At 68.2% G+C, this 13,643-nt stretch carries 11 protein-coding genes and 2 pseudogenes; 6 read left to right on the forward strand and 7 right to left on the reverse strand.

The window, feature by feature from the left end; all coding sequences use genetic code 11:
* Positions 1 to 13 precede the first annotated feature (13 nt).
* Together ACV22V_RS25615 and ACV22V_RS25620 are read left to right on the forward strand one after the other, a co-directional pair.
* A complete protein-coding gene (locus ACV22V_RS25615) occupies positions 14 to 184 on the forward strand; it encodes a hypothetical protein (RefSeq protein WP_162999306.1) in 171 nt (56 codons plus the stop codon).
* Positions 185 to 330: 146 nt separating this feature from the next.
* Positions 331 to 729, forward strand: coding sequence for a cupin domain-containing protein (locus ACV22V_RS25620; RefSeq protein WP_059536128.1), 399 nt, complete (start codon positions 331 to 333; stop codon positions 727 to 729).
* Positions 730 to 781: 52 nt separating this feature from the next.
* Here ACV22V_RS25620 and ACV22V_RS25625 read toward each other — a convergent pair whose 3' ends face one another.
* Positions 782 to 1,657: an aldo/keto reductase family oxidoreductase gene (locus ACV22V_RS25625; protein ID WP_448015871.1), complete on the reverse strand. Its 876-nt coding sequence runs from the start codon at positions 1,655 to 1,657 to the stop codon at positions 782 to 784.
* A gap of 100 nt (positions 1,658 to 1,757) precedes the next feature.
* Here ACV22V_RS25625 and ACV22V_RS25630 point away from each other — a divergent pair, with 100 nt between their 5' ends.
* Entirely contained in the window at positions 1,758 to 2,687 is a 930-nt protein-coding gene (locus ACV22V_RS25630) for a LysR family transcriptional regulator (RefSeq protein WP_059700959.1), read from the forward strand.
* A gap of 111 nt (positions 2,688 to 2,798) precedes the next feature.
* Positions 2,799 to 3,755, forward strand: coding sequence for a mannuronate-specific alginate lyase (locus ACV22V_RS25635; protein ID WP_448015872.1), 957 nt, complete (start codon positions 2,799 to 2,801; stop codon positions 3,753 to 3,755).
* A 27-nt stretch (positions 3,756 to 3,782) separates the two neighbouring features.
* On the opposite strand, the pseudogene ACV22V_RS25640 reads toward ACV22V_RS25635, so the two are convergent.
* The 5 genes and pseudogenes from ACV22V_RS25640 to xylA all read right to left on the reverse strand — a co-directional run bounded on the left by ACV22V_RS25640 (position 3,783) and on the right by xylA (position 10,568).
* A pseudogene (locus ACV22V_RS25640) lies at positions 3,783 to 4,982 on the reverse strand (sugar ABC transporter permease).
* On the reverse strand, positions 4,979 to 6,538 hold the full coding sequence (gene xylG, locus ACV22V_RS25645; protein WP_448015873.1) for a D-xylose ABC transporter ATP-binding protein: 1,560 nt from the start codon (positions 6,536 to 6,538) through the stop codon (positions 4,979 to 4,981). Before xylG ends, ACV22V_RS25640 begins: the two are co-directional and overlap by 4 nt.
* 87 nt (positions 6,539 to 6,625) lie before the next feature.
* Complete coding sequence (gene xylF / locus ACV22V_RS25650; protein WP_059536104.1) at positions 6,626 to 7,654, reverse strand: D-xylose ABC transporter substrate-binding protein; 1,029 nt, start codon at positions 7,652 to 7,654, stop codon at positions 6,626 to 6,628.
* Positions 7,655 to 7,762: 108 nt separating this feature from the next.
* On the reverse strand, positions 7,763 to 9,241 hold the full coding sequence (gene xylB / locus ACV22V_RS25655; RefSeq protein WP_448015874.1) for a xylulokinase: 1,479 nt from the start codon (positions 9,239 to 9,241) through the stop codon (positions 7,763 to 7,765).
* Positions 9,242 to 9,245: 4 nt separating this feature from the next.
* Positions 9,246 to 10,568 (reverse strand): xylose isomerase, encoded by a 1,323-nt coding sequence (gene xylA / locus ACV22V_RS25660; protein ID WP_223964915.1) that lies wholly within the window; start codon positions 10,566 to 10,568, stop codon positions 9,246 to 9,248.
* A gap of 263 nt (positions 10,569 to 10,831) precedes the next feature.
* Here xylA and ACV22V_RS25665 point away from each other — a divergent pair, with 263 nt between their 5' ends.
* On the forward strand, positions 10,832 to 12,025 hold the full coding sequence (locus tag ACV22V_RS25665; RefSeq protein ID WP_448015875.1) for a XylR family transcriptional regulator: 1,194 nt from the start codon (positions 10,832 to 10,834) through the stop codon (positions 12,023 to 12,025).
* A gap of 27 nt (positions 12,026 to 12,052) precedes the next feature.
* Positions 12,053 to 13,141, forward strand: a complete 1,089-nt coding sequence (locus ACV22V_RS25670) for an aldose epimerase family protein (RefSeq protein WP_448015876.1) — start codon at positions 12,053 to 12,055, stop codon at positions 13,139 to 13,141.
* Between the two features lie 12 nt (positions 13,142 to 13,153).
* On the opposite strand, the pseudogene ACV22V_RS25675 reads toward ACV22V_RS25670, so the two are convergent.
* Positions 13,154 to 13,478: pseudogene (locus ACV22V_RS25675) on the reverse strand (transposase); the annotation flags it as partial.
* Positions 13,479 to 13,643: the final 165 nt, after the last annotated feature.

Genomic DNA, 13,643 nt, shown 5'->3' on the forward strand with positions numbered 1-13,643 from the left:
AAGGAGAAAAGCGATGACTCTGCTTATCTACCTGCTCGGATGGATCATTTTCATCGCCGGCGTGGCATGGGGCCTGATGACGCTGCACGTGTCGCAACACATCATCGAGATCGTCGCCGTCATTCTGTTCGGCATCGCGGTGATCACGGGCGCGACGCGCGCACGCAATCGCGACCGGACGTAGCCCCTGAACGCGCGCCGGATGCCGCATGCGTTCAGGCGTCGTGCAGCGCGGCGGCCGCGTCAATATAATCGGCTTTCCCGACGAGTCGATGATCGGCGACGTGCCGGTTTCGATCGTGTATTCGTACAGCCGAATCTGGAGCCGAGATGACCCTCCCCGCCGTTCCGTTTGCCGAATCGTTCGACCTAGAGGCTGCCTTCGCCGATGTATCGGAGTACTGGTCGCCGAAGGTCGTCGCGCAGGTCAACGATCAGTACGTGAAGGTCGCCAAGGTGCGCGGCCAGTTCGTGTGGCACGACCATGCGCATGAAGACGAGCTGTTCTTCGTCGTGCGCGGCCACCTCAGGATCGAGTATGAAGGCGGCCGCGCCGTCGACTTGCCCGCCGGCTCGATGCACGTCGTGCCGCGCGGCACGCGGCACAATCCGGTCGCCGACGACGAATGCTGGGTCGTGCTGATCGAGCCCGTGCAGACGAAACACACCGGCGACGTCCAGTCGCCGCTGACCCGGACGATCGACGAGCAGTTGGGTCAGGCGCGCTGAGTCCCGTGCCGGCGTCGCTTCGGGCATCCGCCGCGCGACGGCCGCACCGGGTTCAACCGCGAGCGGACACGACGCCGTCGAGTTCGCGCACGGCATCCTCCGGCAACGCCAGCGAACCGGCGGCGAGATTCTCGCGCAGATGCGCGACCGACGACGTTCCCGGAATCAGCAGGATGTTCGGCGCGCGGCGCAGCAGCCACGCGAGCGCGGTCTGCATCGGCGTCGCGCAGAGCCGCGCGGCGACGGTGTCGAGCGCGGACGACTGCAACGGATTGAAGCCGCCGAGCGGAAAGTACGGTACGTAGGCGATGCCGTCGCGGGCAAGCGCATCGACGAGATCGTCGTCGTCCCGGTGCGCGAGGTTGTAGTGGTTCTGCACGCAGACGATGTCGCAGATCCGGCGCCCTTCCGCGACCTGCGCGGCCGTGACGTTGCTCAGCCCGATGTGCCGCACGAAGCCTTGCCGCTGCAGTTCGGCCAGCGCGGACAGCGGCGCCTCGATCGAGCCCTCGGCCGGGCCGTGCGTGTCGAACATGATCCGCAGATTGACCACGTCGAGCACGTCGAGACCGAGGTTGCGCAGGTTGTCCTGCACGGCGGCGGCGAGCGCTTCGGCCGAGAATGCCGGCAGCCACGAGCCGTCTTCGCCGCGCCTCGCGCCGATCTTGGTCACGATGAGCAGATCGTCGCGATACGGATGCAACGCTTCGCGAATCAGCCGGTTCGTCACGTGCGGGCCGTAAAAGTCGCTCGTATCGATGTGGTCGACGCCCGATGCAACGGCCTCGCGGAGAACGGCAAGCGCCGCATCGCGGTCCCGGGGCGGGCCGAACACGCCGGGACCGGCGAGCTGCATCGCGCCATACCCGATGCGGTGAACGCGGCGGCCCGCGATGGAAAACGTGCCGGACTGGACGACGGGGGACATGATCGTGCTCCTGTGGCGAATGAATGAGCCGCAGGTTACGCCGCGACGCGCTGCGCGATAACCGGTCATAATCCGCACGACCTGTACGAAAGGGCGAACAATGCAAGTCGATCTCGGCGATCTCAACGCGTTCGTGGCGGTGGCGCGCGCGAAAGGCTTTCGTGAAGGTGCCCGCACGATCGGTGCGAGCGCGTCCGGCCTGAGCGAAGCGGTACGCCGGCTGGAAGCGCAACTCGGCGTGCGGCTGCTGCACCGCACGACGCGCAGCGTGGCGCCGACCGAAGCCGGCGAGCGCCTGCTCGCGCGGCTCGCGCCGGCGCTGGGCGAGGTGGAGGCGGCGCTCGACGTCGTCAATACGTTTCGGGAGCGGCCGGTCGGCACGCTGAAGCTCAACGTACCGACGAGCGCGGCGCGGCTCGTGCTGCCGTCGATCGTCCCGCGCTTTCTCGACGCGTATCCGGAGATCCGGCTCGAGATCGTGGCGGACGAAAGCTTCGTCGATATCCTCGCGGCCGGCTGCGACGCGGGCATCCGTTACGACGAGCGCCTCGAACAGGACATGATCGCCGTGCCCATCGGCCCGCGTTCGCAACGCTTCGCCACCGCCGCGGCGCCCGCCTATCTCGACCGTCGCGGCCGTCCGACCCATCCGCGCGAACTGCTCGATCACGCATGCCTGCGCGGCCGGTTCGCGAGCGGCGCGATGCCGGCGTGGGAATACGAGCGCGCCGGCGAAGTGGTCCGCGTGGAGCCGTCGGGGCCGCTCGTCGTGCAGATCGGCGGCGCCGTCGATCTCGTCGTGGACGCCGCCTGTGCGGGGCTCGGCATCGTGCATCTTTACGAAGACTGGCTTCGTCCGCATCTCGCGAGCGGCGCGCTCGAGCCCGTGCTCGACGGCTGGTGGCGGCCGTTCTCCGGCCCGTATCTGTACTATCCGGGGCGGCGTTTCGTGCCGGCTCCGCTACGCGCCTTCGTCGATTTCATCAAGGCGGATGTCGAGCAACAGGCGTTCATCGAGAAAGGCGGATGAAAGACCTCGACGCTAGACTGCGTGCGGCACGTCCCTCGCATAAGCGGGCGCGGCTCGCCGCTCGGCCCGCCACGGCCTGCGTGCCCTTTCACCGTCATCGACGAGGCCCGCATGCGCCATCCGACGAAACGCCCGCTGTTCGCCATGCTGCTGGCCGCCGCCGCACTGTCGTGCGCCGTGCCGCCTGCGCGTGCGTGCGACGTGCCCGCCCCCGTCACGCGCATCGATCCCCCCGGCTACTACGACGATGCGGCCGGCTATGCGCGCGCGGTGAAGCCGATGCGCGATTTCATCGCGCGGCTCAATGCGTCGGCCGACAACGGCAACTGGTCGTGCGCGGTGACGCTGCTCGAAAGCTGGGCGCAAGCCGACGCGCTGATGGAGCCGATCTCCGGTTATCAGGGCTATTACGAGCGTTCGTGGGCCGGCACCGACTTCGCGATGGTGATCCTGCGCATGCCGCGCGACGTGCGCGACGCGAACCGCGCGCGGCTCGATGCAATCGGTCCGTGGCTCGAACGGATCGCGATCGCCACCCGCGATTCGGAGGCGATCAACCATCTGCACAACAATCTCGTGTACTGGGCCGGGCTCGACCTGATCGCGATCGGCACCGTGACGGACAACGCAAACCTCGTCGATTCCGGACTGCTGAGCGTGCGCGAGGGCATTCGCGACATCGGCCCCGACGGGGCGCTCGCGCGCGAAGTGAAACGCGGCAACCGCGCGCTGCACTACCACACGTTCGCGCTGCTGCCGCTCGTGTTCGCGGCCGAACTCGTGCAGCGGCGCCATATCGATCTCTATCGGGAAAACGATCACGCGATCGGCCGTCTCGCGAATCTCGTGATCGACGCGGTGGACGATCCCGCGAGCTTCGCGAAAATCACGCCGATCCGCCAGGACCTGTTCCCGTGGACGCTGCGCGACGAGCTCGCCTGGGTCGAACCGTACTACGCGCGCTTCGGCGATCGCCGCCTGCCGGCGATCATTGCACCGCGTCGCCCGTTCAGCGAATGGCGGCTCGGCGGCAACGTGACGGCGGCGTGGGGCGCGCCGCTGCGCTGAGCGGCAAGCGCCTCCACGCGGACAGCCTCACCGCCGGTTCGAACGCGACACGACGTCGATCCACACCGCCAGCACCAGCACCGCCCCCTTGACGATCATCTGCCACTACGCGTCGACGTCGAGCATCGACATCCCGTTGTCGAGGCTCGCCATCACGAGCGCGCCGATCAGCGCGCCATAGACGGTGCCCGACCCGCCGCGCATCGACGTGCCGCCGATGAAGCATGCGGCGATCGCGTCGAGCTCGCCCATCGTGCCGGCCGACGGCGAGCCGGCCGCGAGCCGCGCGGTGTTGACGATGCCCGCGAACGCGCACATCAGCCCCATCAGTGCGAAGATCGCGAGCTTCACACGGTCGGTGTCGACGCCCGACAGCCGCGTCGCCTCCAGGTTCGAACCCACCGCATAAATGCGCCTGCCGAACACGGTCTGCGTCGCGATCCACGAAAACGCGCCGAGCAGCGCGAGCAGCAGCAGCACGGGCACCGGGATGCCGCCGTAGCGGTCGAGCGTCGCGACGAACGCGAACAGCACCGCGCCGGCGCCGACCACTTTCGCGACGTCCTGCCACAGCGGCGCGACCGCGAGCCGATAGCGGTGCCGCGTGCCGCGCTGCCGGATGACCAGCAGCGCGACGAGCGCGAACAGCAGCACCGCGAGGCCGTCGCCGGCCGCGCGCGGCAGATAGCCCTGCCCGAGGAACACGAAGCCGTCGGACACCGGCGCGATCGTCGAGCCGCCCGTCACGCCGAGCAGGATGCCGCGGAACGCGAGCATCCCGCCCAGCCCGACGATGAACGACGGCACGCGCCGGTAGGTCGACCACCAGCCGTTGAACAACCCGACCAGCACGCCGAGCGCGAGCACGGCCGGCACCGTCGCGGCCACGGGCCAGTGGCGATTGACGTCGAGGATCGCCGCAATGCCGCCGAGCAGCCCGAGCAGCGAGCCGACCGACAGGTCGATCTCGCCCGCGATGATCACGAACACCATCCCGCATGCGAGCATCCCGGTAATCGACATCTGCCGCAGCAGGTTCGACACGTTGCGCGGCGTGACGAACGCGCCGTCGGTCAGCACCGAGAAGAACACCCAGATCGCCGCGACCGCGAACAGCAGCGCGAGCACCTTGTAGCGCACGAAGATCTGTCGAAGCGGATGGCGATGCGTGCGGCGCGCGTCGGCGTCCGGCGGCACGGCGGACGAGGAGGAAAGTTCGCTATTCATGTGGCACTCGCTGCAATGGGTTCGGCCGGCTGCCGCGCGGGCTTCAGCGCGGCGCCGAGTATCTGTTCCTGCGTGAGACTGTCGTTGACGAAATCGCCGCGCAGCTCGCCTTCGCCGATCACGAGCACGCGATCGGCGAGCCCGAGCACTTCCGGCAACTCCGACGACACGACGATCAGCGCGACGCCGCGTTGCGCGAGCGCGAAGATCAGCCGGTAGATCTCGGCCTTGGCGCCCACGTCGACACCGCGGGTCGGCTCGTCGAGGATCAGCACCTGCGGGTCGGCCAGCAGCATCCTGGCGAGCACCGCCTTCTGCTGGTTGCCGCCGGACAGGCTCGCGATCGGCAGGAACGGATGCGCGGCACGCACCGACAGCCGCTGCATCTCGGTGCGGATCGCGTCGAGTTCGGCGGCCGCGTCGATCCGCCCGTGGGCGGCGAAACGGCGCAGCACCGACAACGTGATGTTGTGGCCGACGCCGAGCTGCGGCACGATCCCGTGACGCTTGCGGTCCTCGGGCACCATCGCGATGCCCGCGCGGATCGCATCGGCCGGCGAACGGATCGCGAGCGGCCGGCCGTTCATCCGCACGCTCGCCGTGCTCGCGCCCGGATACGCGCCGAAGATCGCCTGCATCAGCTCGGTGCGGCCGGCGCCGACGAGCCCCGCGACGCCGAGGATCTCGCCGCGCCGCACGCTGAACGACACGTCGTCGACGCGCTTGCGGCGCGGGTTCGCCACGTCGTGACAGGTCACGTTGCGCGCTTCCAGCACGACGTCGCCGATCTCGTGCGGCTCGCGCGGATACAGGTTGCGGATCTCGCGGCCGACCATCATCGCGATGATCCGGTCGGTCGTCATTCCGCGCATCGGCTCGGTCGCCACGTGGCGGCCGTCGCGGATCACGGTCACGGTGTCGCACACCGCATCGACTTCGTCGAGCTTGTGCGAGATGTACACGCATGCGACGCCGCGGCGCTTCAGGTCGCGCACGATGTCGAGCAGGATGCGCGTCTCGGCCGCACTCAGCGACGACGACGGCTCGTCGAGGATCAGCAGCTTCGCGCGCTTGTTCAGCGCCTTCGCGATCTCGATCAGCTGCTGGTGGCCGCCGCCGTAGTTCATCACCGGCTGCGCGACGTTGATCGCGTCGATCCGCAGCTCGCGCAACAGCGCCTCGGAACGCCGCACCATCTCCGCGTAGTGCATGCGCCCGCCGGGCAGCGTGATCTCGTTGCCGAGGAAGATGTTCTCCGCGACCGACAGCTCGGGCACGAGCATCAATTCCTGGTGGATGATCACGATGCCCGCGCGCTCGGTATCGCGCACGCCGGACGCGACGAGCGGCGCGCCTTCCCAGCGGATCTCGCCATCCCACGTGCCGTGCGGGTAGACGCCCGACAGCACCTTCATCAACGTCGACTTGCCGGCGCCGTTCTCGCCGCACAGCCCGACGCACTCGCCGGGCCGCACGGTCAGATCGATTCCGTCGAGCGCCTTCACGCCATCGAATGCCTTGACGATGCCGCGCATCGTCAGCAAGGGTTCGGTCATACGTTCATTGCCTCGCAGTGAGCATGCGGCCGGCCACACCTGGCCGGCCGCACCTGGCCGGCCGCATGCATCCTGCCCGTCGCGCCGTTACTGGCTCGCGAGCTGGGCCTGGGTATAGAAGCCGTCCTTCACGACGACGTCGACGTTGCGCTTGGTGAGCAGCGTCGGCTGCAACAGCACCGTGTCGACCTTCTTCTTCCCGTTGTCGTATTGCGCGTTGAACGCGGGCTTCGTGCCCTTCGCGAGATCGACCGCGAGCTTCGCGGCTTCGCTCGCGATCAGCTTCAGCGGCTTGTAGACGGTCATCGTCTGCGTGCCGGCGATCACGCGCTTGACCGCCGCGAGGTCCGCGTCCTGCCCCGACACCGGCACCTTGCCGGCCAGGTGTTGCGCGGCGAGCGCCTGGATCGCGCCGCCTGCGGTGCCGTCGTTCGACGCGACGATCGCGTCGATCCGGTTGTTGTTCGCGGTGAGGGCATCCTCGACGATGCGCAGCGCGGTCGATGCGCTCCATTCGGGCACCCACTGCTGGCCGACGACCTTGATGTCGCCGCGATCGATCGCCGGCTTCAGCACCTTCAACTGGCCCTCGCGCAGCATCTTCGCGTTGTTGTCGGTCGGCGCGCCGCCGAGCAGGAAATAGTTGCCCTTCGGCTTTGCATCGAACACGCCCTTCGCCTGCAGTTCGCCGACCTTCTCGTTGTCGAACGAGATGTACGCGTCGACGTCCGCATCGAGGATCAGACGGTCGTACGACACGACCTTGATGCCGGCCTTCCTCGCTTCGGCGACGACGTTGCCGAGCGTCTTCGAATTGAACGGCACGATCACGATCACGTCGACGCCGCGCGAGATCAGGTTCTCGATCTGCGAAATCTGCCGCTCCTCGCTCGCATCGGCCGACTGCACCGACACCTTCGCGCCGAGCTTCGTCGCGGCCGCGACGAAATAGTCGCGATCGCGCGACCAGCGCTCGACGCGCAGGTCGTCGATGCAGAAGCCGATCTCGGGCTTGTCCTTGCTCGCATGCGCGAGCGGCGCGCCGAGCGCGAAGAGCGCCAGCGCTGCGGCGCCGGCAAGGGAACTCAATACGGTACGACGCGTCACGGATTTCATGTCTCCACTCCTTGTTATTGGACAACTCACGAACACCGGGCGGCCGCGGGAATGCGCCGCCCGCATCGAGTCACTGCAAAGCACGGGATCGCGCCGGCGAAGCGCCGGTCACGCGCCCGTCGCAAACACCGGCTCGAGCGCGCGGTAAAGCGCGCGAAACGTCGGCCGCCGCGCGTCGCGATACCACGCGTGTCGCGCGGGATCGGGCTCGCGCACCGCGACGATCGGCGGCTGCGGACACACGTCGTCGAGCGACGCATCCGGTTCGAGCGCGAGATGCGCGAGCCGTGCGGCACCGAGCGCCGGGCCGACCTCGCCGCCCGCGCGCAGCGTCAGCGCGCGACCGCTCAGGTCGGCGAGCATCTGCGCCCAGTACGCGCTGCGCGAGCCGCCGCCGATCACCGTGATGCCGTCGGGCGCGAGTCCTGCCGCATGCAGCGCATCGATGCCGTCGAGCAACGCGAAGCCGACGCCTTCGAGCGTTGCGTTCGCGAGATCCGCGCGCTGCGTGTCGGGCGTGAGCCCGTAAAACACGCCCTTCGCATTCACGTCGTTGTGCGGCGTGCGCTCGCCGCTCAGGTAAGGCAGGAACCACGGGCGGCTGGCGCGTGCGTTCGCCTCGGCATCGGCGAGCAGCGCCGCGACGCCGTCGTAACCGGCCAGTTGCGCGGTGAAGTCGATGCAGCCGGCCGCGTTCAGCATCACCGACATCAAATGCCAGGTATCGGGCAGTGCGTGGCAGAAGCTGTGCACCGCCGATTCGGGGTTCGCGCGAAACCCGTCCGACACCGCGAAATAGACGCCCGACGTGCCGAGCGACAGCAACGCGTCGCCGGGCCGCACGATCCCGACGCCCACCGCGCCGGCCGCGTTGTCGCCGCCGCCGGCCACCACCGGAATCTCGCGCAGCCCGAGCGCGCGCGCGACGGCCGGCAGCAGCGTGCCGGTCACGCGGTTGCCCTCGAACACGGCCGGCATCTGCGCGCGCGACAGCCCGCACGCGGCGAGCAGCGTATCGTCGTAGTCGCGCTTCGCGACGTCGAGCCAGAGCGTGCCGGCGGCATCCGACGGATCGGTCGCGAACGCGCCGGTCAGCCGGTAGCGCAGGTAATCCTTCGGCAGCAGCACGTGTGCGATGCGCGCGAACACGTCGGGCTCGTGGCGGCGCACCCACAGCAGTTTCGGCGCGGTGAAGCCCGGCATCGCGACGTTGCCCGTCACCGCGCGCAGCGCGGGCACGAGCCGCTCGAGTTCCGCGCACTCCGCGTCCGCGCGGCCGTCGTTCCACAGGATCGCGGGGCGCAGCACGTCGCGGTGCGCATCGAGCAGCGTCGCGCCGTGCATCTGCCCGGTCAGTCCCAGCGCGTCGATGTCGCGCGGATCGATGTCGGCCGCGCGCGCCTCATCGACGACCGCGGCCAGCGCGCCGCACGCGGCGTCCCACCAGTCGCGCGGCGCCTGTTCGGACCAGCGCGGCCGCGGCCGGCTCACCGTCAGCGGGCGGCTCGCGCTCGCCCGCACCACACCGTCGCGGTCGAGCAGCACCGCCTTCACGCCCGACGTGCCGAGATCGAGTCCGATGTACATGGCGTCAGCGCAGCCCGTAGATCGCCTGGTTCACGATGTTCTCGAGCCGCTCCTGCGCGCCGCTCACATGCCGCGGGTCCACGCCGCGCGCGAGCGCGTCGTCCGCGAGCGACTGCAGCGTATAGCCGCCCGACAGGATCTTGCGGCCGAACGCGTCGTCCCACTGCGCGTAGCGCTGCCGGCGCAGCGCATCGAGCCGGTCGTTCTCGACCAGCACGGCCGCGCGTTCGAGCGCGAGCGCGAGCACGTCGATCGCGCCGACGTGGCCGTAGAACAGGTCTTCCGGATCGATGCTCTGGCGCCGCACCTTCGCGTCGAAGTTCATCCCGCCGGTCGTGAAGCCGCCGTGGCGCAGGATCTCGTAGAACGCGAGCGTCAGTTCCTCGACGCTGTTCGGGAACTGGTCGGTATCCCAACCGTTCTGCGGATCGCCGCGGTTCGCGTCGACGCTGCCGAACACGCCGAGTGCGAACGCATTCGCGATCTCGTGATGGAACGAGTGGCCGGCGAGCGTGGCATGGTTCGCCTCGATGTTGACGCGAATCTCGTTCTGCAGTCCGTACTGCACGAGGAAGCCGTGCACGGTCGCGACGTCGTAGTCGTACTGATGCTTGGTCGGCTCCTGCGGTTTCGGCTCGATCAGCAGCGCACCCTTGAAGCCGATCCGGTGCTTGTGCTCGACGACCATCGACAGGAAACGCGCGAACTGATCGCGCTCGCGCTTCAGGTCGGTATTGAGCAGCGTCTCGTACCCTTCGCGGCCGCCCCACAGCACGTAGTTCTCGCCGCCGAGCCGGTGTGTCGCGTCGAGCGCGTGGCGCACCTGGGTCGCCGCCCACGCGAACACGTCGGGGTTCGGATTCGTCGCGGCGCCCGCCGCGAAGCGCGGGTGCGAGAACAGGTTCGCAGTGCCCCACAGAAGTCGCACGCCGCTCGCCTGCTGGCGCTCGCCGAGATAGTCGACCATCCGTGCGAAATTGGCCGCGTACTCGCGCAGGCTGTCGCCTTCCGGCGCGACGTCGGTGTCGTGGAACGTATAGAAAGGCGTGCCGAGCTTCGTGAAGAACTCGAATGCGGCATCGGCCTTCATCCGCGCACGTTCGAGCGCGTCGCCCGGCTGCTGCCACGGCCGCCGGAACGCGCCTTGCCCGAAGATGTCGTGCCCCGGCCATACGAACGTGTGCCAGTAGCAGACCGCGATCCGCAGATGCTCGGCGAGCGTCTTGCCGAGCACGCGTTTCTCGGGGTCGTAATAGTGGTACGCCAGCGGGTTGTCCGACTGCGGACCTTCGTAGCGAATGGCGGGAATGTGTTCGAAATACGACATGGTGTCTCCGTGCTGGGTCTTGTTGCAGCGCAACGCGCGTCGCGATGACGCACGCGGCCGAATCCGGTTGGCTGGATCGTGCCCGCGCGCCTGCCGGCCGGCAATTGCGAAATTGCGCAGCACGCTTAACGTTTCTTGCCAGCCGCTGCGCGCGGCGTGCGTTCCGTCCTACAATCGCCGGACACCAGAGAACCGCGCGGCACCGCCCGCGCGCCCCGGAGACAATGGCGAGACGCCCGAGCGGCGCCCGCCCCGAGACCGACATGACCCGTGCCTCTTCCGCCCAGACGCCGCACCGCATCGCGCTGCTGTTCAACGCGAACAAGGTCTACGACCGCGAGATCATCAGCGGCATCGGCCAGTACCTGCACACGACGCGCGTCGTGTGGGACCTGTTCCTCGAAGACGACTTCCGCTGCCGGCTTGCCGGCATCGAACGCTTCGACGGCGACGGCATCATCGCGGACTTCGACGATCCGGCCGTCGCCGACGCGCTCGCCGGCTCGCCGCTGCCGATCGTCGCGGTCGGCTCGTCGTACGAGGATCCGGCGCAGTACCCGGAGGGCGTCCCATATATTGCGACGGACAACCCGAAGCTCGTGTCGCTCGCCTATACGCACCTGATCGGCGCGGGGCTCGCGCATTTCGCGATGTACAGCCTGCCGGTCGCGCAGGAGAACCGCTGGGCGCAGCAGCGTGAGCTCGCGTTCGACCGGCTCGCGCGCGCGGACGGGCTCGACGCGCCGATCTACCGCGGCGTGTCGACGAGCGCATCGGGCTGGAATCACGCGATCGAGCAGCTGATCGGCTGGCTGCATGCGCTGCCGAAGCCCGTCGGCGTGATCGCGGTCACGGATGCGCGCGCGCGGCATCTGCTGCAGGCGTGCCTGCTCGCCGGCATCGCGGTGCCGGAACAGGTCGCGATCATCGGCATCGACAACGATCCGCTCACGCGCACGCTGACGCGCATTCCGCTGTCGTCGGTGATCCAGGGCACCGAGGAAATGGGCCGCACCGCCGCGCACCTGCTGCACCGGATGCTGCGCGGCGCGAGGTTTCCCGGGCAGCGCATCCTCGTGCCGCCGGTCGGCATCAACGTGCTCGAATCGACGCGCCACCAGCCGCTCACGAGCCCGCACGTGATGCGCGCCCGGCATTTCATCCGGCAGTACGCGTGCCAGGGGATCAAGACCGAACAGGTCGCCGACTATGTCGGCGTGTCGCGCTCGCTGCTCGAAGAGCACTTCCGGCGCGAACTGCAGCGCACCGTGCACCAGGAAATCCTGCGTCACAAGATCGAGGCTGCGCAGGCGCTGCTCGCGAGCCGCAATGCGTCGAGCGCGGAAGTCGCGATCCGCTGCGGCTTCACGTCGCTGCAATACATGTACGCGGTGTTTCGCCGCGAACTCGGCTGCACGCCGCGCGAGTACCAGGAACGCGCGGCATCGGCTCACTGAATTCACCGCTCACGAGCGAACCCACACATGCATATCGACACCGACTCCCCCCGCCCGGCATCCGACGTCGGCCGCATTCCGTCCGAACCGTGGGGCACGCTGCCCGGCGGCGACCCGGTGCGGCGCTACACGCTGCGCAACGCGCACGGCATGCGCGTCGTCGTCAGCGATCTCGGCGCGACCGTCGTGTCGTGGCTCGCCCCCGACCGCACCGGGCGCTTCGCCGATATCGTGCTGGCGCACGACACGCCGGCCGAGTACCTCGAATCGGGTGCGTACCTCGGCGCGACGGTCGGCCGCTGGGCCAACCGGATCGCGGACGCGCGCTTCACGCTCGACGGCATCGATTACACGCTCGACCGCAACGAGAACGGCAATCTGCTGCACGGCGGCGCAAGCGGCTTTCATCGCGCGCGCTGGGACGTGATCGACGACCGCGGCGAGCTGACGCTGCGGCTCGATTCGCCGGAAGGCGATGCGGGATTCCCCGGCAACGTGAGCGTGCAGGTGCGCTACGTGCTCGACGACGACGGCACGCTGACGATCGACTATTCGGCACGAACCGATGCGCCGACCCCGCTGAACCTCACGAATCACAGCTACTTCAACCTCAGCGGACGCACGGGCAGCGACGTGCGCGGCCACCTGCTGCAGGTCGACGCCGACGCGTTCGTCGAAGTCGACGACGCGCTGATCCCGACCGGCACGGCCGACGTGACCGGCACCGCGTTCGATTTCCGGCAGAGCGCGCCGATCGGCGCCCGCCTCGACTGGCCGCATGCGCAGCTCGCGCGCGGGCGCGGCTTCGATCACTGTTACGTGCTGCGCGACCCTACGCGCGGCGTGCGGCCCGTCGCGTCGATCTACGATCCGGAAAGCGGTCGGGAGCTCACCGTGTCGACGGATCAGCGCGGGCTGCAGCTCTATACGGGTAACTATCTGGATGGCGTGCGCGTGGGCGGCGGCGTCCCGTGCGTGCGGCATGCGGCACTGTGCGTCGAAGCCGGGTTCTATCCGAACCAGGTCAACATGGACGCGTTGCGCGACGAAACCATCCTTCATCCGGGCCAGACCTATCGCCAGACGACCCGGTATCGGGTCGGCATTCGCGGATAGCAGTGGCGGATCACGTTGCGAGAGCCCCCGCCGAGTCAGGACTTCCAGCGCTTCGCGCCGGCCCGTCGGGGTGATCATTTTTTTGGCTGAACTGCTTCAGGCCGTCGATGACAAGCATCTGCTCGGCGATCAGGCGCTTGAGCCGATCATTCTCCAACTCCAGATCCTTGAGCCGACGGGTGTCGGCCACATCCATGCAGCCGAACTCGTTGCACTAACGATAAAACGCCTGCTCCGAGATGTTGTGGCGCTTGCACAGATCCTTCACCGGCTCGTCCCGGCTCTCGGCCTCGCGCAAGATCCGAATGATCTGCTCGTCGGTAAATCGCTTCTTCATCGAGTTCTCCTTGCCTCTAGGATAAAAGAGAACTCACTTGCCAAACGGCCACGGAAAAGTCTTAGGTCAGTTCGGTCGGTGTTGTCGCCTGACACTGCCTTACCGAATTCTTTCAAAAATCCGCCCTGATTATGAAGCAAGGTCAGCCTATCTAAATAATCTACT

The organism is Burkholderia sp. AW33-5 (assembly GCF_053427615.1).

What these genes read in the sequence shown, in the direction of transcription:
- ACV22V_RS25615 (WP_162999306.1), top strand. Translation starts at nt 14, where the DNA reads ATGACTCTGCTTATCTACCTGCTCGGATGGATCATTTTCATCGCCGGC.
- ACV22V_RS25620 (WP_059536128.1), top strand. Translation starts at nt 331, where the DNA reads ATGACCCTCCCCGCCGTTCCGTTTGCCGAATCGTTCGACCTAGAGGCT.
- ACV22V_RS25625 (WP_448015871.1), bottom strand. Translation starts at nt 1,657, where the DNA reads ATGTCCCCCGTCGTCCAGTCCGGCACGTTTTCCATCGCGGGCCGCCGC.
- ACV22V_RS25630 (WP_059700959.1), top strand. Translation starts at nt 1,758, where the DNA reads ATGCAAGTCGATCTCGGCGATCTCAACGCGTTCGTGGCGGTGGCGCGC.
- ACV22V_RS25635 (WP_448015872.1), top strand. Translation starts at nt 2,799, where the DNA reads ATGCGCCATCCGACGAAACGCCCGCTGTTCGCCATGCTGCTGGCCGCC.
- xylG (WP_448015873.1), bottom strand. Translation starts at nt 6,538, where the DNA reads ATGACCGAACCCTTGCTGACGATGCGCGGCATCGTCAAGGCATTCGAT.
- xylF (WP_059536104.1), bottom strand. Translation starts at nt 7,654, where the DNA reads ATGAAATCCGTGACGCGTCGTACCGTATTGAGTTCCCTTGCCGGCGCC.
- xylB (WP_448015874.1), bottom strand. Translation starts at nt 9,241, where the DNA reads ATGTACATCGGACTCGATCTCGGCACGTCGGGCGTGAAGGCGGTGCTG.
- xylA (WP_223964915.1), bottom strand. Translation starts at nt 10,568, where the DNA reads ATGTCGTATTTCGAACACATTCCCGCCATTCGCTACGAAGGTCCGCAG.
- ACV22V_RS25665 (WP_448015875.1), top strand. Translation starts at nt 10,832, where the DNA reads ATGACCCGTGCCTCTTCCGCCCAGACGCCGCACCGCATCGCGCTGCTG.
- ACV22V_RS25670 (WP_448015876.1), top strand. Translation starts at nt 12,053, where the DNA reads ATGCATATCGACACCGACTCCCCCCGCCCGGCATCCGACGTCGGCCGC.